Annotated in this window: 31 protein-coding genes; 14 read left to right on the top strand and 17 right to left on the bottom strand. The window is 44.7% G+C overall.

The features are described from left to right. Positions 1-3: 3 nt before the first annotated feature. Genes ICN14_RS08085 through ICN14_RS08055 form a run of 7 tightly spaced genes read right to left on the bottom strand, consistent with a single transcriptional unit; the run spans position 4 to position 8,140 of the window. Positions 4-1,056 carry a glycosyltransferase gene (locus ICN14_RS08085; RefSeq protein ID WP_216225906.1) on the bottom strand — a complete coding sequence of 351 codons (1,053 nt, stop codon included), beginning with the start codon at positions 1,054-1,056 and terminating at the stop codon, positions 4-6. Beyond that, positions 1,057-1,896, bottom strand: a complete 840-nt coding sequence (locus tag ICN14_RS08080; protein ID WP_216225905.1) for an alpha-1,2-fucosyltransferase — start codon at positions 1,894-1,896, stop codon at positions 1,057-1,059. A 40-nt stretch (positions 1,897-1,936) separates the two neighbouring features. Beyond that, complete coding sequence (locus tag ICN14_RS08075) at positions 1,937-3,406, bottom strand: lipopolysaccharide biosynthesis protein (RefSeq protein ID WP_216225904.1); 1,470 nt, start codon at positions 3,404-3,406, stop codon at positions 1,937-1,939. 32 nt (positions 3,407-3,438) lie between these two features. Continuing rightward, entirely contained in the window at positions 3,439-4,611 is a 1,173-nt protein-coding gene (locus ICN14_RS08070) for a DegT/DnrJ/EryC1/StrS aminotransferase family protein (protein ID WP_216225903.1), read from the bottom strand. Then, positions 4,611-5,537 (bottom strand): GDP-L-fucose synthase family protein, encoded by a 927-nt coding sequence (locus tag ICN14_RS08065; RefSeq protein WP_370624822.1) that lies wholly within the window; start codon positions 5,535-5,537, stop codon positions 4,611-4,613. The genes ICN14_RS08070 and ICN14_RS08065 overlap by 1 nt, the downstream gene beginning before the upstream one ends. 8 nt (positions 5,538-5,545) lie before the next feature. Then, entirely contained in the window at positions 5,546-6,637 is a 1,092-nt protein-coding gene (gene gmd / locus ICN14_RS08060; RefSeq protein ID WP_216225902.1) for a GDP-mannose 4,6-dehydratase, read from the bottom strand. Between the two features lie 15 nt (positions 6,638-6,652). Continuing rightward, positions 6,653-8,140, bottom strand: coding sequence for a mannose-1-phosphate guanylyltransferase/mannose-6-phosphate isomerase (locus ICN14_RS08055; RefSeq protein WP_216225901.1), 1,488 nt, complete (start codon positions 8,138-8,140; stop codon positions 6,653-6,655). A gap of 130 nt (positions 8,141-8,270) precedes the next feature. On the opposite strand from ICN14_RS08055, the gene ICN14_RS08050 reads away from it, so the two are divergent. Further along, positions 8,271-8,417 carry a hypothetical protein gene (locus ICN14_RS08050; protein WP_216225900.1) on the top strand — a complete coding sequence of 49 codons (147 nt, stop codon included), beginning with the start codon at positions 8,271-8,273 and terminating at the stop codon, positions 8,415-8,417. A gap of 24 nt (positions 8,418-8,441) precedes the next feature. On the opposite strand, the gene ICN14_RS08045 is transcribed toward ICN14_RS08050, so the two are convergent. From ICN14_RS08045 to ICN14_RS08015, 7 genes are all read right to left on the bottom strand, one after another. After that, the gene (locus ICN14_RS08045; RefSeq protein WP_216225899.1) at positions 8,442-8,981 is read right to left on the bottom strand and encodes an HPP family protein; all 540 of its coding nucleotides are present in this window, start codon (positions 8,979-8,981) and stop codon (positions 8,442-8,444) included. A gap of 118 nt (positions 8,982-9,099) precedes the next feature. Beyond that, the gene (locus tag ICN14_RS08040; RefSeq protein ID WP_216225898.1) at positions 9,100-9,408 is read right to left on the bottom strand and encodes a high-potential iron-sulfur protein; all 309 of its coding nucleotides are present in this window, start codon (positions 9,406-9,408) and stop codon (positions 9,100-9,102) included. Positions 9,409-9,768: 360 nt separating this feature from the next. Next, positions 9,769-10,548, bottom strand: coding sequence for a GTP cyclohydrolase I (folE, locus tag ICN14_RS08035; protein WP_216225897.1), 780 nt, complete (start codon positions 10,546-10,548; stop codon positions 9,769-9,771). Positions 10,549-10,593: 45 nt separating this feature from the next. Then, entirely contained in the window at positions 10,594-10,965 is a 372-nt protein-coding gene (locus ICN14_RS08030) for an MAPEG family protein (RefSeq protein WP_216225896.1), read from the bottom strand. Then, entirely contained in the window at positions 10,962-11,597 is a 636-nt protein-coding gene (plsY, locus tag ICN14_RS08025; RefSeq protein ID WP_216225895.1) for a glycerol-3-phosphate 1-O-acyltransferase PlsY, read from the bottom strand. The genes ICN14_RS08030 and plsY overlap by 4 nt, the downstream gene beginning before the upstream one ends. 59 nt (positions 11,598-11,656) lie before the next feature. Then, positions 11,657-12,580 carry a site-specific tyrosine recombinase XerD gene (gene xerD, locus ICN14_RS08020; protein WP_216225894.1) on the bottom strand — a complete coding sequence of 308 codons (924 nt, stop codon included), beginning with the start codon at positions 12,578-12,580 and terminating at the stop codon, positions 11,657-11,659. Beyond that, positions 12,573-13,058: a YajQ family cyclic di-GMP-binding protein gene (locus tag ICN14_RS08015; protein ID WP_215305825.1), complete on the bottom strand. Its 486-nt coding sequence runs from the start codon at positions 13,056-13,058 to the stop codon at positions 12,573-12,575. The genes xerD and ICN14_RS08015 overlap by 8 nt, the downstream gene beginning before the upstream one ends. 117 nt (positions 13,059-13,175) lie before the next feature. On the opposite strand from ICN14_RS08015, the gene murB reads away from it, so the two are divergent. Continuing rightward, on the top strand, positions 13,176-14,216 hold the full coding sequence (gene murB / locus ICN14_RS08010) for a UDP-N-acetylmuramate dehydrogenase (RefSeq protein WP_216225893.1): 1,041 nt from the start codon (positions 13,176-13,178) through the stop codon (positions 14,214-14,216). A 2-nt stretch (positions 14,217-14,218) separates the two neighbouring features. Here the strand turns inward: murB and xseA are convergent, their stop codons facing one another. Beyond that, entirely contained in the window at positions 14,219-15,433 is a 1,215-nt protein-coding gene (gene xseA, locus ICN14_RS08005) for an exodeoxyribonuclease VII large subunit (protein ID WP_216225892.1), read from the bottom strand. Between the two features lie 314 nt (positions 15,434-15,747). Between xseA and ICN14_RS08000 the strand changes: the two genes are divergently transcribed. The 8 genes from ICN14_RS08000 to ICN14_RS07965 all read left to right on the top strand — a co-directional run bounded on the left by ICN14_RS08000 (position 15,748) and on the right by ICN14_RS07965 (position 20,495). Then, positions 15,748-16,374 carry a MotA/TolQ/ExbB proton channel family protein gene (locus tag ICN14_RS08000; RefSeq protein WP_216225891.1) on the top strand — a complete coding sequence of 209 codons (627 nt, stop codon included), beginning with the start codon at positions 15,748-15,750 and terminating at the stop codon, positions 16,372-16,374. Continuing rightward, positions 16,371-16,817 carry a biopolymer transporter ExbD gene (locus ICN14_RS07995; protein WP_216225890.1) on the top strand — a complete coding sequence of 149 codons (447 nt, stop codon included), beginning with the start codon at positions 16,371-16,373 and terminating at the stop codon, positions 16,815-16,817. Before ICN14_RS08000 ends, ICN14_RS07995 begins: the two co-directional genes overlap by 4 nt. A gap of 41 nt (positions 16,818-16,858) precedes the next feature. Then, positions 16,859-17,950, top strand: a complete 1,092-nt coding sequence (lpxK, locus tag ICN14_RS07990; protein ID WP_216225889.1) for a tetraacyldisaccharide 4'-kinase — start codon at positions 16,859-16,861, stop codon at positions 17,948-17,950. A 19-nt stretch (positions 17,951-17,969) separates the two neighbouring features. After that, positions 17,970-18,149 (top strand): Trm112 family protein, encoded by a 180-nt coding sequence (locus ICN14_RS07985; protein WP_216178914.1) that lies wholly within the window; start codon positions 17,970-17,972, stop codon positions 18,147-18,149. A 31-nt stretch (positions 18,150-18,180) separates the two neighbouring features. Beyond that, positions 18,181-18,930: a 3-deoxy-manno-octulosonate cytidylyltransferase gene (gene kdsB / locus ICN14_RS07980; protein WP_216225888.1), complete on the top strand. Its 750-nt coding sequence runs from the start codon at positions 18,181-18,183 to the stop codon at positions 18,928-18,930. A gap of 104 nt (positions 18,931-19,034) precedes the next feature. Continuing rightward, positions 19,035-19,700 (top strand): adenylate kinase, encoded by a 666-nt coding sequence (gene adk / locus ICN14_RS07975; RefSeq protein WP_216225887.1) that lies wholly within the window; start codon positions 19,035-19,037, stop codon positions 19,698-19,700. A 101-nt stretch (positions 19,701-19,801) separates the two neighbouring features. After that, positions 19,802-20,185, top strand: a complete 384-nt coding sequence (locus tag ICN14_RS07970; protein WP_216225886.1) for a type II toxin-antitoxin system RelE/ParE family toxin — start codon at positions 19,802-19,804, stop codon at positions 20,183-20,185. Beyond that, complete coding sequence (locus tag ICN14_RS07965; protein ID WP_216225885.1) at positions 20,178-20,495, top strand: DNA-binding transcriptional regulator; 318 nt, start codon at positions 20,178-20,180, stop codon at positions 20,493-20,495. Before ICN14_RS07970 ends, ICN14_RS07965 begins: the two co-directional genes overlap by 8 nt. Positions 20,496-20,500: 5 nt before the next feature. On the opposite strand, the gene nrdR is transcribed toward ICN14_RS07965, so the two are convergent. Next, positions 20,501-20,947, bottom strand: a complete 447-nt coding sequence (gene nrdR, locus ICN14_RS07960; RefSeq protein WP_215365132.1) for a transcriptional regulator NrdR — start codon at positions 20,945-20,947, stop codon at positions 20,501-20,503. An 11-nt stretch (positions 20,948-20,958) separates the two neighbouring features. Continuing rightward, on the bottom strand, positions 20,959-22,203 hold the full coding sequence (gene glyA, locus ICN14_RS07955; protein ID WP_216225884.1) for a serine hydroxymethyltransferase: 1,245 nt from the start codon (positions 22,201-22,203) through the stop codon (positions 20,959-20,961). 76 nt (positions 22,204-22,279) lie between these two features. On the opposite strand from glyA, the gene tolQ reads away from it, so the two are divergent. The 4 genes from tolQ to tolB all read left to right on the top strand — a co-directional run bounded on the left by tolQ (position 22,280) and on the right by tolB (position 25,531). Further along, positions 22,280-22,936: a protein TolQ gene (gene tolQ / locus ICN14_RS07950; RefSeq protein ID WP_216225883.1), complete on the top strand. Its 657-nt coding sequence runs from the start codon at positions 22,280-22,282 to the stop codon at positions 22,934-22,936. A 2-nt stretch (positions 22,937-22,938) separates the two neighbouring features. Beyond that, on the top strand, positions 22,939-23,358 hold the full coding sequence (locus ICN14_RS07945; RefSeq protein ID WP_015420456.1) for an ExbD/TolR family protein: 420 nt from the start codon (positions 22,939-22,941) through the stop codon (positions 23,356-23,358). 19 nt (positions 23,359-23,377) lie between these two features. Beyond that, positions 23,378-24,196: a cell envelope integrity protein TolA gene (gene tolA, locus ICN14_RS07940; RefSeq protein ID WP_216225882.1), complete on the top strand. Its 819-nt coding sequence runs from the start codon at positions 23,378-23,380 to the stop codon at positions 24,194-24,196. Between the two features lie 78 nt (positions 24,197-24,274). Beyond that, positions 24,275-25,531, top strand: coding sequence for a Tol-Pal system beta propeller repeat protein TolB (tolB, locus tag ICN14_RS07935; protein WP_370624831.1), 1,257 nt, complete (start codon positions 24,275-24,277; stop codon positions 25,529-25,531). Positions 25,532-25,578: the final 47 nt, after the last annotated feature.

Raw genomic sequence — 25,578 nt, 5'->3', positions numbered from 1 at the left:
AGTCTATTTACCCAAGTATGAGTGAATATATTTAGCCCACCCTAAAAGTCGGGGGTTTTCAAGCATCCTAAATTTACTGGAGGCAAACATCATCATACGTACTCCCAGGGTGTAAGGATAATTATGAATTACACAAATGCGTTTCCATCTTTTTGGCGCCGACTGGTCAACTTGGCAAGCCTTCAAATATAAAATCTCAGCAAAACCCAAGATAACAAGCCGTGACTCTTGCGACGCCTGACTCAAAATCTTAAAGATCAAGGCATCTACCTTATCCATATTAATTTGCGATAGTACGGGTTCGTAAAGCTTTAGCAGCTCTTCCACAAGATCATCGCCTATGTTGCGCACCAGTTCTGAGTACTTCCAGTAGGATCGCCTAACTAATTGTGTTAGATTTTTTTGCTGAATATTAGAGGCAGATGAAATTTGTGCTGGATGCTGCCTATACTTCAAAACTACCCTTGGTATATTAGTTATCCTTGCTCCAGCAAGCGCCGCCCTTGTCCATAACTCATAATCTTCAGCTTTATCCCAATTGGGGCTGTAGCAAAGGGTTTTAATGAGATCAGACCGCATCATGACAGTGGGGTGAGCCAATACGCATCCGAATAAAAGCCCATATTTGATGGCCTCATCATTTTCGGGCTGCTCTCTAACCGTCAAAGTTCCAGAGCCAAAACAATCCATCCATCCCCCGCAAATATCTGCAGATGTACTCTCAAGCCAGCTAAGCTGATTCTCAAGACGGGTTGAAACCGCAATATCATCAGAATCCATTCTTGCGATCCACTTGCCTCGAGAGAGCCCAATAATTTCATTCAGCGTGTTGCTTAGGCCAGCATTTTCTCTTTCAATCAACCTGATGCGCGCATCTTTTGCAGCATAAGACCTGAGGATGTCTGATGAATTATCGGTTGATCCATCATTGATGACAATGAGTTCAAAGTTGGTGAAAGTCTGATTAAGAATGGATTCGATTGATTCTGCCAAATATTTCTCTGCATTAAATACGGGAAGCGCCACAGTCACCACAGGAGAAGATTTGAGAATCAATTAAATTCTTCTCCATGCTAATGGTATTAGATCTTCAGTATTAATAAGACTTTTAAACCATTGACTAGGGGCAATAACAACTTTATGTGGATTTGGATTAAGCCAAGCACCCCACCAACTAAATGAGCTATTAGCAATAATATTATGCTTACATAGGCTCATCAGCTGCATATCCACAAAGCTATTCTTGCCAACATTATGACCAATAAAGGTGGGGCTGCCTGGTACCTCTAAATTAAGCCTAACCCAATCAATATCATCAGAAAAAATAAAGAACTGAGGTGCATCCACTTCTTTTAAAAATATGCTAATTGCTTTTGAGTAGTAATCCAATGTACAAATTCCATGTACTGCATTAGCACTAGGATTATGTATATAGTCCCCCCGCCTTATGTGAATGCTCACAGAATTAACTTCCTGAATTCGGCTTGCTAAGATCTTATTTTCATTACTCAAAGGCAATTTAAAGGTGAAATCTTGACGAACTAAATTCTCAATAGTCTCAAAATATCGCTGCGACTGCCAATACCCGGTTAAGTATGCGTTACCTGCATTTTGCTCTAGTCCATTCCAGTAATTAAAGTTAGGCTCAAATATTAGGGACCTCTTTCTAAATATAGAGAAACTCTTGCGAGACAGGGTCCTCCTGATAAATTTAGGTTCTTGCCACCCTAAGATCGACTTTATGCTCTTCTGATCAGCAATGCTAATTGGGCACGAGAACACATTACCTAATTCAAAACCCTGATGAAGCCCATAGCCCTCAAATTCAGAAATATCTAACTTAAAATCCGTAGCGGAATTTACAGCGAGAGCCCTGCCTGCAGCGTACTGAAACATTTGATTTCCAAGACCGCCAATAATGTTTGAAATGACCACTCTAATTAGCCCTCAATTGTCCGCTCAACATACTCTTTAGTGCGCTATTGTTTTTCAAAAAAACAAATAATATGGAAAGGATCAGTATTCCAACTATGCACAATGCAAATAAATTTGCGAAGATGTCATCAATTCTTGGCAGGAAAAGAGAGCCTATTGCCATAAATACTGCTAAAACAAAGAAGGTAATTAATGTTTTTTTATTTAAGTGGATGGTTAAATTGGAACAAGTATTTTTTAGCATGGTGACGAACATGAGGATGCCACCTATTACCAGTGAAACTGCAGCAATACTGATATCAGCCCCAAATTTTTCAGATGCTAGCAATAGAATAAAAACTGTACTGGCCCCTATAAAATATGGCATCGCCAATAATCCTGTTTTCAATTTTGCGTGAGCGGCATTACCAAATAAGTTCGCAGACATTCTAAAGAACTCAATCAGCGCACCTATTGAGAGGATGCCAGAGCTGATATAAAATTGCGGCCCAACAAGCATCTTAACCAAATAAGGCCCTCCAAGCATTATTCCTCCGCAAACCAATATATAGATTGGGATTGCTAAATTAATCAAATCAGACATTGATTTTTCGAGGCCTTCTTGAGTCTTATCCCGATTAAGACTGCTATAGAAATAAGGGTATAGATATTGCATTACCAGCGACTCAATCAACGCAGCTATTTGACTAGGAATCTGCAACCCTATTGAAAGAAGACCTAATGCTGCTAAACCCCAATAATGCTCAATAAAAAACCTATAGCCACTTAACTGACACCACATAAATGCTGTAGCTGCTGCCAGTGGAAAACAATAGCGCCACAAGGCAACTTTATCTATAACAGGGTGATACTCTTTTTTTGTAGTCCGCTGATGTTGCTGTTTTATCAAAAATAAAATTGCAACAAGAGCCCCAACAAACATCCCTACAGACTGCCCCAAAAACCATCCAGGGGCACTTGGCTTATTGATAACCAAAAATACTGATGCACACAGGCTAATCAGAGCGGTGATCACCATCATGCTGGTTGACGCCAAGCGAAATCCAAGCATATTTAATAAATAAATTAAGATTCCGTTCCATGAGGCCATCAAAATCATTAATAAAATAACAATCGCGTAATGGAATCCAGACCCACTAAAGCGCTCTCCTACAATAAATGCAACTACAAATCCAATAAGAGCTATTAATAAAAAATAAATTCTAAATAACTTCAAATGCCCTACAACTACTCCATCTTCCCACCATTGATGAGTTTTCAAATTGATGTATTGCCCCACGGGGTTAATAAACAATAGTCCAAAGAAGGTCTGAAGGCTTATTAATATCGCCAACTCTCCAAATTGCACAGGATCCAGATAAGTAGTCACCATCCTTATTGATACAAGCGTCAATAATGCAACCAATAGTCTTCCGGAAGAAACTAAAAGAAAGTCAATTTGATTTTCTTTTAGTTTTTTAGTTTTTTTCATTTCTATGTGGAGCAAAATACCCGAATGGGTATTTACAGCTGAACTCTATTCAAAGCTTTAATAGCATCCGTAATCGGGTAGTGATGATTACCAATAAACAGTCCATTTTGATCTATATGCTCAGCATTTTTTAGATCTCCATGAACTTCGGAGTTGAAATATTTCACCACTTCATTTTTTGCAAAATTACCAGCAACAATCGGCCTACATTCAAAGCCTAGTTCGGTTAATTTCTTAACCAACTCTTTTCTACTGAGCTTTGAGCCTGGCTTAATGACTAAGCTAAAGCCAAACCAACTACTTTCGCCAATTTCCGACTGAATGAGAAGGTCTGGGTGATCTTTTAAAGCTTGCTGAAGTAAGACACCATTCTTACGACGCTCTTCAATCAGCATAGGTAATTTTTTCACCTGCTCGATACCGAGTGCGCCCGACATTTCTAAGGGGCGAACGTTATATCCAGGCAATACAAATCTGAAAGATTCCTCAAACGGATCATCGCTTTTAGTGCCGCATACTAAATTCTCTTTTGGTAGATTTCTTGTCCAACCATGCGCGCGCAAGGAAAGCAGTATCTGGTAAATCTCCTCATCATCCGTAACGATGAGGCCGCCCTCCATGGTAGATATGTGGTGTGAGAAAAAACTACTAAATGTACCCATCACACCGAAGGTGCCGGCTTTTTTTCCTTCAAATTCAGCGCCCAATGACTCGCAGTTATCCTCAAGCAAGATAATATTTCTATCATCAATAATTTGTTTTATTTGCGCAAAATCATTCGGATTTCCAAGTAGATTTACTGCCATGATCGCGCGGGTCTGGGGACTCACTGCATCACGAAGTTGCTCCAAATCATAGTTCAGGGTATGAAGATCAATATCAACAAACTTAATCTTTAGCCCATATTGATACAAAGGGTAGTAGGTCGTACTCCATGAAACGGCAGGCACAATCACTTCGTCCCCAGGAGCTAGCTTGAGGAGGGAATTTTTTGTATAGAAAAGAGCTGCCACCATCAATAAATTTGCAGAAGATCCAGAGTTAACCATTACCGCGTATTTGCTACCAATGTACGCAGCAAAGTCTCGCTCGAACTGAGCGACTTTCGGGCCCATCGTAAACATCCCGCTGGCAATTACATCCTGCAATGCTTGATATTCAGCCTTATCCCAAGTGGCGGTAGCTAGTGGATATTTAATACTCATTAAACACTCTTTAAATAAAAATCATACGTTTTAGCAATACCTTCTTCCAAAGTGCTGGATGCCGTCCAACCCCAGTTCTTTTGGCGATCAATAGATACTAACTTTTGTTTCATTCCTACAGGCTTAGATAGATCGTGAATAAACTCCCCATCCCAACCAATGACTTTTGCAACGGCCCGGTAATACTCATTAATACTAAAGTCTGAACCAAGTCCAATATTCATTAAATCGGGCATCTCATCAAACGATTCAATGCCCCTTAAAACAGCGTCTGCCAAATCCCCAGCATACATAAATTCACGGCGAGCATTGCCATCACCCCAAATTTCAACAGCCTGCTGTTTATCCACTTTAGCCTGATGCACTTTATGAATAATTGCAGGAATGAGATGAGAATGTTTTGGGTCAAACTTATCAAACCGCCCATAAAGATTGCAGGGAATGAAAGTTTTACAGCGAAAAGATGGATCTTCTTGATGAATGTACTGCCCCAAGCGCATGGCAAAAATTTTAGCTAGTGCATAGCCTTCATTAGTTGGCTCTAATTCACCTTTAAGGATGAGGTCCTCACTCAATGGGTTGGGTGCATTGCGAGGGTACATGCAGGAGCTTGAAAGATTTAATAGTTTTTTCACCCCAGCATTGCGGGCTGCCAATATGACATTTCGCCCGATATCCACATTCTCAACCAAAAAATCGACCGGGTGTGCCATATTGGCTTGAATACCCCCTACGCGGCCAGCAGCATGAATGATGTAGCTCGGGGAGTGAGTTGAAATATATTCCTGCACCTTTGAGAAATCACGTAAATCTAATTCAGCACTGGTGGGGGCCAAAAATGAATACAGCTTCGCCTTCGGATGCTCCAGAATATTTCGCCCCACCATTCCACGGCCACCGGTGATAAGAATAAGCAGTTTACTCACCACGCTTACTAACCTTGATTCCTAAGGGCTTTATGGCCGTTTTTTTTGACCTGCAGATCAAATTCAGCCTCAATCATGTCGGCCTTAGCCATTTCTGAAACAAGCTGGTCAAAGGTAATTTTTGGCTTCCAGCCTAATTTTTGATGCGCCTTCGTAGCATCGCCCAACAAAGTCTCTACTTCGGTAGGTCTAAAGTAGCGCGGGTCGACCGCAACAATGCACTTTCCTTGAGAGTCATAGCCTTTTTCATCTACATCAGTACCCTCCCAACGAACGGACATACCCAACTCTTTAGCGGCAGCATCTACAAATTCACGCACGCTATATTGAATGCCAGTAGCAATCACATAATCATCGGGAATCTCTTGCTGCAGCATTAGCCATTGCATCTCAATGTAATCTTTGGCATGCCCCCAGTCGCGCTTAGCATCTAGGTTTCCCAGATATAAACAATCCTGAATTCCCAACTTAATGCGGGCTAAAGCGCGTGTAATTTTTCTAGTAACAAAGGTTTCCCCGCGATTTGGGCTTTCGTGATTAAAAAGGATACCGTTGCAAGCATACATTCCATAAGCTTCACGATAGTTCACGGTTATCCAGTAGGCATATAACTTAGCTACAGCATAGGGACTTCTTGGATAAAAAGGCGTAGTTTCCTTCTGAGGAATTTCCTGAACCAAGCCATATAACTCAGAGGTAGAGGCCTGGTAGAAGCGAGTTGTTTTTTCAAACCCCAAAATACGAATGGCCTCCAAAATCCTCAAGGCACCGAGTCCATCACTATTCGCCGTGTACTCAGGCTCTTCAAAACTAACCGCCACATGACTTTGGGCTGCAAGGTTGTAGATTTCATTTGGCTTCACTTGCTGAATGATGCGTATCAAAGAGGATGAGTCTGTCATATCTCCATGATGCAAGGTGAAGTCATAACCCTTCTCATGTGGATCATGAAAAAGATGGTCAATACGATCTGTATTAAATAAAGATGTACGCCTCTTTATGCCGTGAACCTCATAACCCTTGTTCAACAAAAACTCTGCTAAATAAGAACCATCCTGCCCAGTGACACCAGTAATTAACGCAACTTTCTTAATACTCATCTTTGCATGTCTTTCTTAATTTCTGCCGTATGTATCTTCAAACCTAACAATGTCATCTTCACCAAGATAAGCGCCAGACTGCACCTCAATAATCTCTAGAGGAGCGTTTCCAGGGTTCGACAAGCGATGAGTTTGCCCTTGTGGAATGTAAGTACTTTGATTTTCAGTCAGTGTGATCACCTGATTACCATTGGTGATCTCGGCGATACCCTTAACCACAATCCAATGCTCTGCGCGGTGATGATGCATCTGTAGGGAGAGGCTTGCTCCAGGCTTAACCTGAATACGCTTTACCTTAAAGCGTTCACCCTCATCAACCGAGTCATACCAACCCCAAGGTCTGGCGACTTTGCGATGTAAATTCTTTTCTGCGCGTTTTTGTGCTTCTAACTGATTAACGATATGTTTTACGTCCTGGCTATTTTTACGATCAGCTACTAACACCGCATCTGCCGTCTCAATGATGATGAGGTTTTCTATACCTACTGCACTGACTAAGCGGCTACTTGCGTGGACTAATGAATTGTTTGTGCTGCTTAACAAAGTATCGCCACTAGTGACATTGCCCTGCTCATCTTGCTTACCCACTTGCCAAACTGCATCCCAGGCGCCTAAGTCATTCCAGCCAGCATCCAACTCAACCATCTTGACTGGATACTTACTACCTGGGCACTTTTCAATCACCGCATAGTCAATGGACTCACTCGGAATGGCATCGAACAGCGCTTTATCCGGACGAATAAAAGTTGCGGCATCGGATTGATCGGTTGACCTTGCTTGCCAAGCTGTTTCCGTAGCGCCAAAAATATCAGGACGAAATTCTTCTAAGGCGTTAAGCCATGTGCTCGCACGTAGCACGAACATACCGCTATTCCAAAGGTAGTTGCCACTCTCCAAATACGCCTGAGCAGTTTTAGCATCTGGTTTTTCGACAAACTGCTCAACGGTGTATTCATGATGATTACCCATTGTGGCGCTCCGCCGAATATAGCCATACCCTGTTTCTGGGGACGTAGGTGTAATACCCAAGATCGCAATCGTTTGTTTAGAGACATCAGCATCAACCAAGGCAATGCAATCCTGCAACGCCTTGGTAAACGCTTCTGAATTTTTTACAGTCTGATCAGCTGGTGCAATTACCAAGATGGGGTCATGCTCCCCACCCTTTGCCTGAAATGCTGCCAAAGTTAAAGCAGGCGCAGTATTGCGACCCGAAGATTCGAGTAATAAAGTAGCCTCGAAGTTCTTTAATGTGTTTTTTAACTCACGTAGTTGATCTAAAGCCAAGAAGCGATGGTCTTCATTAGTCACAATTAAGGCATCACCCAACTGAATATTGGCGCCCTTAATTACATGGAGTCTTTGAACGGCCTGCTGAAAGAGACTCTGGCTCGAATCATCCCCTGAAAGCACTAAAAACTGCTTCGGAAAACCTGAGCGTGACAAAGGCCACAAACGAGTGCCGGATCCGCCACAGAGAATAACTGGGGTGACTTGAGTCATGTAGTGAAAATACTTATCGCTCTTATAAAAATAGATGGTAATTTTAAAGGCTTATGAAGTTAATCCATATTTATTAGAATATGAAAAGGTGCCTGCCACCATTAATTAAAAAATATCAGGAGATTTCATTATGACTGTAAGCAACACACCAAAAATCAACCTACGTAATTCCGTTACAGAGTGCGGCCAATCACTTAAAAAGGAAAATGTCGGCAAATATCACAACTATGGCATTAAAGACTGTATTGCCTCAATAGCAGCAACTAAGCAAAAATAGTAACAAGTCCTTGTTTTTAAAAGATTAAATTGGCCTATTGGGGTAGCGTTTACCTGTTAGGTTGCTGTAAACCGCCCCAGCCATCACAAGCAATATCGAATCGACCATTACTGGGAAGAAGGCGTACCGGTAGTGCATAACATGCCCTAGCACCACTATTAAGGCTACGGCTGCTGCTGGAGGGTGCAAGCAACGCAATACAAACATGCCTAAGATTGAAAGGCTGGCGGCTAATGGCATGGCCAATAGAGGCTCATGCACTAGATGAATAATCGATATACCAACCAATGCTGACAGGGTATTGCCAGCGATAACAGCCCAGGGCTGAGCCATGGGACTCTGAGGCAAAGCAAAGACCAGCAAAGCGCTTGCGCCCAAGGAGGCCATCAACCATTCATTAAGACCACTCAGCTCGCCAAGGAACTTGGCCATAGTGAGCACTAACATTAGGCCAATAAAAGCCCCTACAACGGAGCGGATTCTCTCAACCCAAGGCACGTGAGGCTGATCCCCTCCCAAGTAAAAAGAGTAGCGCTTGAGTAGATTCTTATATTGGTGTCTCATGCTTTTTCTATTGGTATGAGCAATCGATCATAAACCCGCACTCAACCGACCGAATCGACGCACCCAATAAAAAAGCTGCCGAAGCAGCTTTTTTATTGAACTCCCAACTAATTTGGCATTAAGCCTTCTTAGCGTAAGCAGAGCACCAGCCTGCACCAGCAACTTGCTTACCAGCAAATAGTGAGCAACCGCCAGCAGCAGAACCCGCTTTGCCTTGGTAAAGGGCGCAGTTATCGCACTTTTGGCCAGCAGCATACTTAGCAAACTTTGCCTTATCTACTTTTGAGGCGTCAGCTTTGTAACCCAAAGCAGCAGCTTGTGGATCAGTTTCAGCAACCATGGCTTGAGCTTGAACTTTACCGTTCAAAGCCAATGTGCAAGCACCAGCAGCAGACAAAATCATAAATTGGCGACGACTATTTTTCATACGTTCTCCAGAGAGTGAATAGAACAAAGATTGCATCAGAGTGGATCATAGAGCAGATCAAATTAGTCGACTATAGGCAAGATAAGTATATGATTTATATAGCTATTTTGTTGAGAATTGTTCTCAAATTGAATTTACTACTATTTTCTAATGCCAACCCTTTAGATTCATACAGCCAATACGCTGTTTGACGTGAGTACCTGACCCTGATTCTGGATATGCTTGCGCGCAATCTAGAGCATCTTGGCGAAAAGTCACTTTATTGTTTTTAGCGGGGTCAGTATTGACATCAGGGTACAAGGAACATCCAAGTAAATTGGATAGAACAATGCAGCTAAACAGGGTTTTAATCACTTACGCCTATCTCTTATCGAGGAGAGACAAGAGCTCTCTGCGTAAATTAGAGTCCTTAAGGAAGGCGCCACGCATCACGCTATTGACCATCTTGGAATCGCGATCTTTAACGCCACGCCATTGCATGCAGAAGTGATCTGCATCCATCACGATAGCAACACCAATCGGCTTGATTTTTTTCTCAAGCATATCCGCCAACTCTACTACCGCCTCTTCCTGAATTTGTGGGCGGCACATGACCCATTCTGTTAAGCGCGAGTACTTTGACAACCCAATCAAGGCAGACTCTTTGCTTGGCAAGACGCCAATCCAAATACGACCCATGATTGGGCAAAGGTGATGGGAGCAAGCACTACGAACAGTAATAGGGCCAATGATCATCAACTCATTTAAGCGGCTGACATTCGGAAACTTTGTCAACGTTGGTTGCTCGATATAACGACCATTAAATACTTCTTTCACAAACATCTTAGCCACACGTTGGCTAGTGTTCTTAGTATTGTGATCGCTCTCAGTGTCGATGACCAAGCTTTCTAAAACAGCCTGCATCTTTTCTGCTACCTCATCTACCAGGCCCTCTAACTCACCAGGCTGAATAAATTTAGAGATATTGTCATTCGCATGAAAGCGCGCTTTCTGAGCCTCGATGCGTCGACGAATGATTACAGATAATGGTGTGCCAGCATCACTCTTTTTAGCGACAGCTTTTTTTGCGGGCTTGATGTTAGAGGCTTTCTTGACAGGAGCCTTAGTAGCTGTTTTAGCGGGGGTTTTTTTAATGGGCATTCTATGTATTGTCTCGATGAATTTTGTAAATTACTTTTTGTTCTTTTAAATCTGAAAGAAGATTGCTACCACACAAGATAATCCGGCAAGCCACACAATAGATCGAGTGGTTGGCCAATCGGCTACATAGCAAACCAGATAAGAAATGCGCGCTACAACAAATCCGATTGCTAATAAATCAATCCTGCCTTGAGGTGCATTAGCTATTGATGCAATGATCACCGCAGCGAAAAAGAATGGGAGAGATTCAAAAAGATTAGCTTGCGCAGCATTAGCTCGCGCCCGAAATCCTGTCTGCTTTGCTAACCACTGACGTGGTGCGGCATTGTCATAACCATCAAATCCTTTTTTAGCGATACCTGCTGCTACGTATGGGAATAATCCCATGAACAGCACACACCAATAAGCAATAGTCATGACTGTCCTTTTTTCTTGGAGCCAATACGACTTTCTTTGCCGTTGATTAGATTGTGAATGTTGCTGCAATGACGCCAGATCAGCAAAAGACAAACTACAAGTAGTGCAATGCCCATGGGCTGAAAGCCAAACAAAAATACAAAATAGATTGGGCCAAATACCGCAGCCGCTAAAGCAGCCAAAGAGGAATAACGCATAAACATCGCAACAATGATCCAGGTTCCCAAAGTTGCTGCGCCCAAAATCCAATTAATGCCGAACAAAATGCCGCAGGCAGTAGCGACGCCTTTACCGCCTTTGAAACCATGGAATATTGGGAACAGATGTCCTAAGAACACGGCGACCACAACACCACATAACAACCAAGAACTGAGTGTCGATGTCAAAGATTCATCTCCAAGCAATACTCTCGCCAACATGACTGCAAGGTAACCTTTTAAGGCGTCACCAATCAAAGTGAGCACGGCTGCTAGCTTATTACCCGTTCTAAGAACATTGGTTGCACCCGGATTGCCAGAACCATAAGAATGGGGATCAGGCAAACGCATGCACTTACTCACCACGACTGCAAAAGAGATGGAGCCAATCAGGTAGGCAATCGGAATGAGCAATAGATCTAGGGTTAAATTCATATTGATATCTTAATCACTTATTACATTGTTGAAGGTTGCCAAGGCAAATATGTCTTCAGCTACCCCCTGGGGTGATGTTGTTGATGGATTGATTTAAGACGCTCTCTAGCGACATGGGTATAAATCTGGGTAGTTGAGATATCAGCATGGCCTAAAAGGAGCTGCACTACCCTTAAATCCGCTCCGTGATTGAGTAAATGGGTGGCAAAAGCATGACGCAAGGTATGCGGAGATAAAGCCACAGGAATATTAGCAATCGTGGCATAACGTTTGATTAATGCCCAAAAAGCTTGGCGCGTTAGACCAGTCCCAGTGTGACGACCAACAAAGACTGCGTCTGTAGTTTTACCTTCTAACAAAGGCGTTCTAGACTCAGTTAGATATCGGCGTAGCCATTGCCCCGCCTCACCACCAAAAGGAACTAGGCGTTCTTTACCACCCTTACCGTTCACGATCCGCACTACACCTTCGTTTAAACCCAATGCCACCGTCTTGAGAGAAACAATCTCCGAGACACGCAAGCCACTGGCATACATCAACTCCAACATAGTGCGATCACGCAATCCCAGTGATGTCTCAACATCAGGAGCATTGAGCAAGGCGGTAACTTGATCCTCACTTAAGGTCTTAGGAAAGCGCAAGGCTTGCTTTGCGGCACGCAAACCAATACAGGGATCGCTTTTAACTAAGTTCATGCGTAGAGCATGACGATAAAAGCGCTTAAATACAGTCAGCCGACGATTAGCGGTAGTTGCTTTATCGGCTCGGCGATGTGCAATGTATGCGGTGAGATCTTTTTCAGTGACACCGTAGAGATCGGTGCCGGAATCTTTTTGAAGCCACTGAGCCAAGAGCAATAAGTCTCGGCGATAGGCAGACAAACTATTTTGTGCCAAGCCATCTTCCAACCAACAAGCATCACAGAAGCGCTCAATGGCCTCTTGACTTGCCGGATGGATGGACGGCACAACTACATTAGTCACGGAAGTTGTTAAAGCCTAATGGAGCCTCGCTGACTTCTTTCTTAAGCAATGCCATAGTCTCTTGCAAATCATCGCGCTTGGTACCTGTTACGCGTACAGCATCGCCCTGAATACTGGCCTGTACTTTGATCTTGCTATCTTTAATGATGCGCACTACTTTTTTAGCTAACTCGGAAGTAATGCCTTTTTGGATTTTCATGGTTTGCTTGCGCTTATCGCTACCAATGGTCTCTTTTTTGTCATCTTTGAGGTAGCGAACGTCCACATTACGTTTAGCCATCTTGCCGTAGAGAACATCACGAACTTGACCCAACTTAAAGTCGTCATCACCAAACAAGATCAAAGTCTCATCCTTTTGCTCCACTCGGCTATCAGAGCCTTTAAAGTCAAAACGATTCGTAATCTCTTTATTAGATTGCTCGATTGCGTTTTTCAACTCAATCATGTCAGGCTCACACACTACGTCAAATGAGGGCATCTCAAACTCCTTAAATAATCTGGGTAATGAATTCTGCAAATTCAATCATTGCATTGTTACTTTTCAAGTTTTTTCATAAATTACGAACAGAAACTCGAACACGAATAAGATTGTGGCATGAACTCCGCGAAAAATGCGCCCAAACCAGCAAAATTGATCTCCAATCTGGGACTCAAGCACCGGAACAGCTTCGGCCTGGATTCCACAGCCGAATTAGCCTACGAGATCACATCCGCAGAACAGTTGCCAGACCTCTTGAAAGAGCTCAAGGACAAAAAACTCGCCTGGCGTGCATTAGGCGGCGGAAGCAATGTGATTCTTCCGGAGTCTTTGCCTGGAGCAACGCTGCTCATTAATATTCTCGGCCAAGAGCTTATTAAATCGGATGACAGCAACACCTGGTTCTCAGTGGGCGCTGGTGTTAATTGGCATGAATTGGTTTCCTGGACCCTGGAGCAAAACCTACCAGGCCTGGAAAACCTTGCCTTAATCCCAGGAACAGTTGGCGCAGCACCGATTCAAAATATTGGGGCATACGGAGTTGAGATAGGTGAATACATTGATAGCATCGAGGCCTTTGATTCTGCGGCCCATGCCTTGGTCACTCTCCCGCAAGAGGCATGTCAGTTTGCCTATCGCGATAGCTATTTCAAGCAAAATCCCAATCGATTTATCGTGACAAAGGTTATTTTTAAAATCCCCAAGGCTTGGCAAGCACGGTTGCAGTACGCCGATTTGGCAAAGCAATTTAGTGAATCAAATTCCAACCCAAATGCAAAGCAAATTTTTGATGCGGTATGCGCTATCCGATCTAAAAAATTACCAGATCCTGCAGTGATTGGTAATGCTGGAAGTTTTTTTCAGAATCCGATCGTAAATAAGGATCAACATGATCTACTGATTCAGCAATTCCCAGATTTAGTGTCCTACCCCGATGGGCCGGAGAAACGCAAGTTAGCTGCTGGTTGGTTAATTGATCAGTGCGGCTTTAAGGGCAAACGGATTGGCCCTGTAGGTGTTTATGAAAAACAAGCCCTAGTCCTAGTCAATCATGGCGGTGGGACATCAACAGATATCCTAGGTTTAGCAAAAAATATTCAAGAAGAAGTATTGAGTAAATTCGGCGTTCAACTTGAGATTGAGCCAAATATTCTATAGCCTCACTTCAGCAACTCAACCTTAGCAAACCCAACCTCTACTTGGCCTTCGGCTAAGCGCACCTGAAACGCACTCTTTGTATTAAGCTCATTTGGATTGCGCACTGCATGCATTGCCTGCTCTTCCTTACTTAGGATTACCGCATAGCCACGCTCAAGCGTTCTTTGTGGGTTGAGCATTTCAAGCTGAGACTGGAAATGGCCTTGATTACGCTTCCAATTTTCAACCCTCACTAGCCATGCCTGATTGAGTCGTTTTTGCCAACCGCCAATTTGCTCACGCATGCGATCAGGGTTAGGTAAGGCATGGCTAAGACGCAAGGCTAATTGATCTAAAGTTTGCGCCTCACGCTCTACTCGCTGATTTACCCTTTGTAGTAAGGCTTGCATGATGGCATCTAACTCTTGCAACATTTGATCGCGTCGTGGCGCAGCCAATTCTGCCGCGCCCGTAGGGGTGGGTGCACGCAAATCAGCAACAAAGTCAGCAATCGTGACATCGGTTTCATGACCAACACCACTGACTATTGGGATGGGTGATTCTGCAATCGCATAAGCCAGCTTCTCATCATTAAATGCCCATAGGTCTTCAATGCTGCCGCCGCCACGTACCAACAAAATCACATCAACAGCATTTTCTTTTTCAGCAGCCTTGAGTGAGGAAATAATTCCAGCGGGTGCATCCGGTCCTTGGACCAATGTTGGGTAAATCACAATCGGTATATGCGGCGCTCTTCTGGCAAGCGTACTTAAGACATCCTTTAGAGCTGCAGCCTGCGGCGAAGTAATGATGCCGATCGATCTCGGATGAGTTGGAATGGGACGCTTATTCTCAGCATCAAATAAGCCCTCTTTAGCGAGCTTGGCCTTCAGCTTTAAAAAAGCTTCATAAAGACCACCCATACCAGCACGGCGCATGCTTTGCACTGTCAGCTGAATGTCCCCACGCGGAACATAAAAACCGAGATTGGCGGCAACTTCCACCAAATCCCCAGATTGGGGCATAAATCCGACTTGTCCATTGCGGCCGCGGAACATCACGCAGCGAATCTGCCCCTCTTCATCCTTCAAGGAGAAATACCAGTGGCCACTGTCATATGCCTTGAAATTGGAAATCTCCCCGCTAACCCAAACGGTATCGAAGCGCTCTTCCAAAGAGCTAGCTATGGCGCGGTTTAGATCGCCAACACTGAGGATTTCCCTTGATATTTCCGACATTTTTTCTCTTTTTCTACGCAAGCATCAGGCCTTGCAGCCAATAAATATCCACAGAAGCTTATTCACCCTTAGTCTAAGCCTTATAAGTAAGTAATTACTGACCCAAAACGTCTCATAAAACCAACAGATAATCCCTATCCTATTGATTTATATCAACAATTATTACAGTTGATTTTGAGTGAATTTACCCAAAATAGGGTGCCTTCACCATCAATCAAGGACTTACAGCACGATTACTGAAAAGTTTTGCACAGAGTTATCCACAGGATGCCTTTGTGAAAACCCATTTTTAATTCAGCTAAAGTACTGAGCTTATGTACTCAATCTTACTGTCTGCTGGTTGGCCTATCTGGCCCCTACTTCTCATCTCCATAATTGGTCTCGCTATTGTCATTGAGCGCGCTTGGTATTTGCGCCAAATTCACATATTCCCGAAAGATAGCCTGGAAACGGTATTTGGCCTAGCCAACGACATTTCCCAGAAAAACACAGTCTCAGAACCTGAAATTAGCGCTCTTAGCCAACTTTCCCCTGTAGGCAGCCTCTTTGCCTGCATGCTTCATGAAAAAGCCTCTGGCAGCTCTGCAGACTCCGCCTTAGAAGAATTACAAGCTAGCGCTCAATCCACTTGGTTAAAGCTAGAGCGCTATCTTGGAATCTTGGCCACCATCGCGACCGTTGCCCCCCTCTTGGGACTCTTTGGCACCGTTGTCGGCATGATTGAAATCTTTGGCAGTCAAGGTGTTGGCAGCCCTCAACAACTAGCGCATGGCATCTCTATTGCTCTGTACAACACGGCTTTTGGTTTACTGATTGCCATTCCTGCTTTGGCCGCATGGCGCGGTCTGCGTGCGATGGCCAATCAACGCCAACATGAGTGCGAAGAATTTACTCGCCAATTATTTAAAAAACTCTATCCACATTCTGCGGATACAAAATGAGTTGGTTAGAAAATAAGCTTCAGCATCGTGGTCAATTTTCATTAGGAATGCACACAGCTTCGGTAGAGCCTGAGATCAACCTCATTCCCTTTATTGATGTGCTGTTAGTAGTGCTGATCTTTCTAATGATCTCCACAACATTTACTCGCTACCAAGAGTTAGCCATCACCCTGCCGACTGCCAATGGTGCAGCAAGTCAATCAGAGGTAAAACAAATTCATATTGCAGTCAGTCGTGATGGACGCTTTGCTATTAACGGCAAGGTAACTGACCGTAGCCAACTGAGCAATAGCCTTAATGCACTTAACAAAGACAAAGCTATACAAGTCAATATTGATGCGGATGCCAAAGCCCCTCACCAGGCAGTTATGAGCGCTTTAGAGGCAGCGCGTGATGCCAACCTAGCTAATATCGTATTTAGCAGTCAAACTACCAAGAAATAATCCAACACACTAGAAGCATTGAGCAAAACAAGTCGCCTTTAATGTCATCGCCAAAAAAATCTTCTTTCTTTAATAAGGCTCCTCGGTTTTGGGAAAGGCGTGGGCCAACTAGCCTCATCCTCTGGCCTTTGTCTAAGATTTACGGCTGGATAAATCAAGCCTTAGATTTGTTAAATGATCTGAACCTGGGAAGACGCAAACCAGCTCCGACCCCAATCATTATTGTTGGCAATATCCGCGTTGGTGGGACTGGTAAAACTCCGATCGTCATTGCCTTAGCTGAGCAACTCGCACGCATGGGTTGGAAGCCTGGAATTATTAGCAGGGGTTATGGCGCATCTGCATTAAGCGCACCCCGCCAAGTAAAAAGCGATTCCAATCCTGCAGAAGTTGGTGATGAACCCGTCTTAATTGCTAAGCGGACTGACAATCAGTTTCCGATTTGGGTCCACCCCAAACGAACCCTGAGCATTCAGTCTTTGCTAAAACAGGATCCCTCGGTGAACGTCATCATTAGTGACGATGGCTTACAGCATCGAAGCCTGCTACGTTGGCCTGCCCGCGAAGGAGGTCGTGATATTGAATTTGTAGTGCGTGATCAACGAGGCGAAGGTAATGGCTTCTTGCTGCCTGCTGGCCCTTTACGCGAACCCACACTGCGAGAGAGAGATGCCACTTTAATGACTGGGGCTATATCGCCCTCCAATCATATTGATGAATATTTTTTAGGGCGACGTGCTTTCACACTGGGTAGTCAATTGGGCACACCCTATCAACTAAATAATCCCAGCAATACACAATCCCTAACTTCCATTGCAGACACCTATCTTCCAAACAAGATTACCGCTGTCGCTGCAATTGGTAATCCACAACGCTTTTTTGATGACTTACTGAAGCAGGGGATTGCTGGAAAATGCATTGGGTTAGCTGACCACGCCAGCTACAGCCCGGAATTTTTCTCTGCTATCCATGCTGAGTGCATCCTGATTACAGAGAAGGATGCCGTAAAATGCAACTCAATACAGGACGAACGCATTTGGGTAGTTCCGATGAGTTTAGAGATTTCAAATACATTGGCAGAATGGTTGCAATCGATTTTGCAAAGACCCGATCCAAATCAATACACCTTATAAGAAATAGCAAAGATTAAATATGGACAAGCGCTTATTAGAAATTTTGGTCTGCCCTTTGTGCAAAAGCACTTTGCATTTGGATGCAGAAAAACATGAGCTCATCTGCAAAGCAGATCGTTTGGCTTACCCCATTCGAAATGACATTCCCGTCATGATCGTTGATGAAGCCCGCAGTCTTTCTGCTGATGAAATCAATTAAGTATTGATCAGGTCAAATCCAGTTCATGAGCATGAAGCCTCCCGAATTTTTAGTGGTGATTCCAGCAAGACTAGGATCTACTCGCCTACCTCGTAAGCCGCTAGCTGATATTGGCGGCAAGCCGATGGTGATTCGTGTGGCTGAACGTGCACAGCAATCACATGCCCAAAGCGTTGTAGTAGCAACTGACTCACCGGAAATTCAAGCGGCGTGTGATGAGCATCGGATCGAGTGTTTATTAACTAGCGCAGATCACCCTACTGGCACAGACCGTATTGCAGAAGTTGCCCAACTGTTAAAACTTCCAGCCGACACTTTGGTGGTCAATGTGCAAGGCGATGAGCCACTTATTCCACCAGAGTTGATCAATCAGGTTGCTCAAACTTTGGCTGACAATGTTGCATGCGCAATTTCGACTGTGGCAGTGCCAATTGTTGATGCCGCAGAAATTAGCAACCCTAATGTAGTCAAAGTAATCCTCAACCGTTCCAATGAGGCGCTCTACTTCTCTAGATCTACTATTCCGTTTGTACGGGATCCAGACTATAGGCAAGTAGTCACTCATTTACGTCATTTGGGTATCTACGCCTATCGAGCTGATTTTCTGCAGGCATACACCCGCCTTGAGCCAGCACCACCTGAGCAAGCTGAGGCTCTAGAACAGCTTCGCGCACTCTGGAATGGCTACCGTATTGCAGTCCACACAGCCAGCGAAGCCCCACCGGCCGGGGTTGATACTGCTGAAGACCTCGAGCGGGTACGCCGCATCTTGGCCAGCTAGCCCAGAATCTGGTTACCCTGGGGTTCTCGGGGATAATCCTAGGAATTAGTTACAAAGGATCCCGAAAAAATACGGGACAATGAGGGTCTTCTAAGGGGAAAACAATGCGGTTGATTCTGCTCGGTGCACCAGGTGCTGGCAAAGGAACACAAGCTCAGTTCATTTGCGAAAAATTTGCCATTCCACAAATCTCAACAGGCGATATGTTGCGCGCTGCTGTTAAAGCTGGAACTGAACTTGGCATTGCTGCTAAAAAAATTATGGATGCCGGCGGCCTTGTTTCCGATGACATCATTATTGGATTAGTAAAAGATCGATTAACCCAACCTGATTGCAGCAAGGGTTACTTGTTTGACGGTTTCCCAAGAACCATTCCTCAAGCGCAAGCCATGAAAGATGCTGGCGTACCAATCGATTACGTTCTCGAAATCGATGTACCGTTTGATGCCATCATTGATCGCATGAGCGGTCGTCGCGTTCACCCAGCTTCAGGTCGTACTTATCACGTCACTTTCAACCCACCAAAAGTGGAAGGCAAAGATGATGTCACTGGTGAAGCCTTGATTCAGCGTGACGACGACAAGGAAGAAACTGTTCGTAAGCGCTTGCAGGTATACAACGATCAGACTCGTCCACTTGTGGAGTACTACTCCACTTGGGCAACACAAAGCAACGCAGCTGACAAAGTAAAGGCTCCGGCCTATCGCAAGGTCAGCGGTACAGGCAGTGTTGATGACATTACAGCTTCTATTTTTGCTCTCTTGAAATAAATTTCACATTTACCAATTGAAGGGGCTGCTTTGGCAGCCCCTTTTTCTTTACTAGGAAAAGGGGTATTATTTAACTAACGTACTTAGTGGTATAGTTTTTTATGACCAAAAAACGTACCTTCAAGACAAAAACTTTTAATAAGTGGATGAAAAAAACTGACTTAAAAGATGAAGATCTACTTTTTGCTATTGCGGAAATGGAGGCAGGTCTAGTTGATGCGGATCTTGGTGGGAATGTATATAAGAAAAGAATTGCCCTACCAGGTATGGGTAAAAGGGCTGGGGCAAGAACGCTGGTAGCGGGAAAAATTTTTAGGAGATGGTTTTTTATTTTTGGCTTTGTGAAAAATGAAAAAGATAACATTAATGATAGTGAGCTAGTTCATTTGCAAGGCGCAGCAAATAGACTGCTACACCTAACCGATAAAGGTATTGAAGATGCAATCCTTGCCGGAGAACTAAAGGAGTTAACAAATAATGCTTAATAAAACAAAAAGTCGAATTATTGAAGAGATGACGGATACCGTAAAGGGCCTTCATAAAGCCGGTGTTATTACCAAGAAAAGCATGGAAGAATTTGAGGCTTTGCGACACCTAGAGGTAAAGCCTATGACTGCCAAACGCATTAAGCAGCTTCGGAGTAAAACCCATTTGAGTCAAGCCGTCTTTGCCTTGGCAATCAATACTAGCCTATCGACAATACAGAAATGGGAGGCCGGCGATAAAAAGCCTAGTGGGGCATCTTTAAAACTTTTATCCCTAATCGAGAGAAAAGGATTGGAAGTTATTTTATAAGGGAATTACTTCAATTCCTTGAGTGCACTCTCAAATGACTCAATATCAGCGAAGCTTCTATAGACTGAAGCAAAACGGATATAAGCAACTTTATCTAAGCGCTTGAGCTCACGCATCACCAGCTCACCAACACGCTCACTTGGGATTTCTTTTTCGCCCAGGCTGAGTAATTTCTCTTCAATCCGAGCAATCGCTTCATCTACAGAATCAGATGAGACAGGTCGTTTGCGTAATGCCAGCTTGATTGAGCTAGCTAGCTTGTCATGACTGTAATCAACGCGACTGCCATTCTTTTTAACGATTGCTGGCAATACGAGCTCAACACGTTCGTAAGTCGTAAATCGTTTATCGCATTTTGCGCAACGACGACGACGACGAATCGTATCGCCCTCGTCCGATACCCGGGTATCTAGAACCTGGGTATCGTCGTTATGGCAGAAGGGGCAGCGCAATGGATACTCGCTTAACCGTAGACTGGGAAACGCTTAGTCAATTCACCTACTTGAGCGCGAACCTTGGCAATATTGTCAGCATCATTTGGGTTATCCAAAACGTCTGCAATGAAATTACCAACTTGACGCGCTTCTGCTTCTTTGAAGCCACGAGTAGTCATTGCTGGTGAGCCCAAACGAATACCACTAGTCACCATTGGTTTTTCTGGATCATTCGGAATGCCGTTTTTGTTACAAGTAATGTGCGCCTCACCCAATACACGCTCAGCTTCTTTACCAGTCATTTTCTTGGCGCGTAAGTCCACCAACATCACATGAGAATCTGTGCCGCCAGAAACAATGCGTAGACCACGAGCAATCAATGTCTCTGCCAAAGCCTTGGCATTAGCAACTACTTGTTTTTGATAATCAATAAAGCCAGGCTCTTGGGCTTCTTTAAACGCTGCAGCCTTACCAGCAATCACGTGCATCAAAGGACCGCCTTGTAGGCCTGGGAATACTGCAGAGTTAATTGCTTTCTCGTGCTCGGCTTTCATCAAGATGATGCCGCCACGAGGACCGCGCAAACTCTTATGCGTTGTGGAAGTAACAATGTCAGCATGTGGCACTGGATTTGGATATACGCCAGCAGCAATTAAACCTGCATAGTGCGCCATATCCACCATGAAAATCGCGCCCACTTCTTTTGCTAATTTACCGATGCGCTCGAAATCAATCTTTTTGGAATACGCAGAAGCACCAGCAATAATCAGTTTTGGTTTGTGCTCACGAGCCAAACGCTCCATCTGCTCGTAATCAATTTCTTCATTTTTATCTAAGCCATAAGCAATTGGGTTAAACCACTTGCCGCTCATGTTCAATGCCATACCGTGGGTTAAGTGACCGCCTTCAGCCAAACTCATACCCATGAATGTGTCGCCCGGCTTCAAGAAAGCCAAGAACACTGCCTGGTTAGCAGACGCTCCACAATGCGGCTGAACGTTCGCTGCTTCAGCACCAAACAAAGCCTTCACACGATCAATCGCCAATTGCTCAGCGACGTCGACGAACTCACAACCACCGTAGTAACGCTTGCCTGGATAGCCTTCAGCGTACTTATTGGTCAACTGAGAGCCCTGTGCCTGCATCACTGCTGGTGAGGTGTAGTTCTCAGAAGCGATCAGCTCAATATGGTCTTCTTGACGCTTATTCTCATTCTGAATCGCTGCCCATAATTCTGGGTCGGTTTTAGCTAAGGTGTTTTGGCGGTCAAACATGGTCATAATCCTGATGAAGTTGTATTGCTGAGTGAATTAACTTAGTAAAATCAACCTACATCATACAAAATCCACCATGACACCTACTCAAGACCTCTCATTCCTCTCCCTAGTCCTTAATGCCAGCCTATTAGTACAGTTAGTAATGTTGTTATTACTCAGCATGTCTGTAGCCTCCTGGACCATCATTTTTAAGAAAACTGCCATTCTGCGGGGCGTCAGACGGGATACCGAGCGTTTTGAGCGGGACTTTTGGTCTGGGGGCGACCTAAATACCCTTTTGGACGCCGCCCAGCGCAATACCCGGAGCGATGCTGTTTTAGAACACATCTTTGAAGCCGGTATGCAGGAGTTCATGAAAGTCCGTGAAATCGACGCTGCCCGCCGCGCCATGAAGGCAACCTACCAGCGCGAAATGGACATGCTGGAGGCCAATCTACCCTTCTTAGCCTCCGTAGGCTCAGTCTCACCCTATATCGGCCTCTTTGGCACCGTTTGGGGGATCATGCACTCCTTCCGTGGCTTAGCTAACGTCCAGAACGCAACCTTGTCTGCAGTAGCCCCTGGTATCGCTGAAGCACTGATCGCAACTGCTATTGGTTTGTTTGCGGCTATCCCTGCGGTGGTTGCCTATAACCGCGCCGCTACTGATGTGGATCGTTTGGCAATTCGTTTTGAAACCTTCATCGAAGAATTCACCAACATCTTGCAACGTCAAGCTTCAGGCAAATAAGCATGGCCGGCTCACTCAGAAAATCTTCAAAGCGTCGGGCAATGGCCGACATCAATGTGGTTCCCTACATTGATGTGATGTTGGTATTACTCGTAATCTTTATGGTGACAGCGCCAATGGTCAATCCTGGTGTCGTGAATCTGCCAACTGTCGGTGGCGCAAAAGTGCAATCTTTGCCGCCCGTCTTTTTAACGATCGATGCCAATGAGAATGTCATTGTTCGTAAAGATGGTGATCCTGTTCAAACATTAAATAAATTTGAGCTTGGTGCATTTGCCCGCTCGCAAGCAGAAAAATCAGCCGAGCAACCAGTTGTGCTTGCTGCAGACAAGTCCATCAAATATGAAGTTGTGATGGAAGTCATGTCTAAGCTCAAAGAAAATGGCGTGAAACGTGTTGGCCTTGCCGTGAAGAGCCAATAAGCCTCTTTGTACCGCATACATGAATAGCGCGCAAACTTTTCACTCGAACTTTTCTCGAGGACGCCCAACTAAAAACGAAAGCACTAAACGTGCTTTTAGTTTTTCACTGGCTGCGCACTTAGGTTTGCTTGCCTTCTTAGTCATCGGTATTAGCTGGAATAATTCCACACCCTCCGGTGTTGAGGTTGAGCTCTGGGATGCGAGTCAACAAGTTGAAGCACCGGTGGAGCCTGAAGTGAAAACCGAGATGAAGGAAGAGGCGGCCGACATCGCGATCAAGAAAAAGCAGGTTGAGAAAGAGCCACCTAAAAAAGAAGTTGTGAAGGAAATGCCTAAGCCAGTAAAACCGACTCCGCCTAAGGAGAAGGAAAAAGAGAAGCCCAAAAAGACGGAGCCTGCTAAAAAAGTTGAGGCCCCTAAAGCGGCGACTCCTGCAGACACCAAAGCAAATGCTGCCGCTGAAAAAGTACGTGCAGATCAGTTGGCGCGCTTACGCGCAGCTGCTGGTGCTGAAGGTGGTAGCGGTGGTACTAGCGGTAGCGGCGTTGGCGGTGGCGGTAATGCGCCTCCTGGCTGGACAGATAAAGTGGTGAAGAAAGTAAAACCGCTCATCGTATTTAACCCAGAATCTATCAGCGGCAATCCAGCGGCAGTCGTTAAAGTAAACCTTGCACCAGATGGTGCAATCTTAAGTACAGAGCTTGTCACCTCTAGCGGCAATGCCGGTTGGGATCGCGCAGTACTACTCGCACTGACTCGCGCAGAAAGCCTGCCGAAAGACGACAATGGCAAAATTCCTCAAAGAGAAGTTAAGCTGACCTTTAAACCCAAGGACTAAAGCATGTTGCAAGTAGCCAAATTGATTAAGCGTATTGCCTATAAACAAGGTTCTTCATTGTTGGCATCAATATTCGTAATGATGCTGTCCATGACTGGCCTAAGTTCTTTTGCGCTAGCGCAAATGAATATTCAAATTACTGGCGTAGGTCAGTCTCTCTATCCCATCGCCGTAATGCGCTTTAAGGATGAGAACAAGCTGCCGACTAGTGTGACTGACATTATTCGCCAAGACTTAGCGCGCAGTGGATATTTTAAAAATACTGAAAATGGTAATGCCAGCGAAAGCGATGAAGGCACACCAAATTACAAATCCTGGGCAGCTCGCGGTGCAGATGCTTTAGCTGTAGGCTCTGTAGTGCAGACTGGCACAGGTCAGTTTGAGATTCGTTACAAGCTTTTTGATATTCGTAAATCTGAAAGTCTTGGTGGCTTGAATCTTAATTCCAGCGCAGATAATTTACGCGCAGCAGCCCACAAAATTGCTGATGACATCATCTTCAAACTACTGGGCGAGCGCGGCATCTTCTCAACCCGCCTCTCCTACGTTATCAAAGAAGGTAAACGCTATCGCCTCGTGATATCCGATGCGGATGGTCAAAATATTCGCAATGCCATGAATAGCGGAGAGCCAATTATCTCTCCATCATGGTCACCCGATGGCAAGAAAGTAGCTTACGTTTCTTTTGAAGATCGCAAACCAGTTATTTACGTTCACGAACTGGCAACTGGTCGCCGTATCTCCCTGTCAAACCAGAAAGGAAATAACAGCGCTCCAGCCTGGTCACCTGATGGAAAAAAACTTGCGATCTCTCTTTCTAAGGATGGCAATACCCAGATCTACAGCATCAATGCGGATGGAACAGGCTTACATCGCCTTACCCGTGGCTACACCATTGACACTGAACCTCAATATTCAGCGGATGGTCGCTCCATCTACTTCACGAGTGATCGCGGTGGCAATCCCCAGATTTACCGGATGAGCGCTGAAGGTGAGCAAGTCGAAGGGGCTAAGCGCATTACTTACAAGCAAGGTTTTGTGACCTCACCACGCATTTCACCGGATGGTAAGTATCTGGCCTATATCGCCAATATTGGTGGCGCATTCCGCCTCTACATTCTCAATCTAGCTACTGGTGACTCCCAGGCGCTCACCGATGGCACTACTGATGAGTCCCCATCTTTTGCGGCAAACGGTCGTTATGTCCTGTATTCCACCAAAGTAGGTGGCAAACGGGTCTTAGCAGCGGTATCGGTAGACGGAAATTCTAAGCAGATATTAAGCATTCCAGGGTCTGATGTACGTCAGCCGTCCTGGGGTCCGTTTATGGACTAAGCCTCACCAGGCAATGGTTCGGCAGCCAGATCTTTCTGGCGAAATAG

This window comes from Polynucleobacter sp. MG-27-Goln-C1 (assembly GCF_018881905.1).
Lineage (GTDB): Bacteria > Pseudomonadota > Gammaproteobacteria > Burkholderiales > Burkholderiaceae > Polynucleobacter.
Note: the sequence above shows the minus strand (reverse complement) of the source record. Positions and strands in the feature narration are given on the sequence as shown.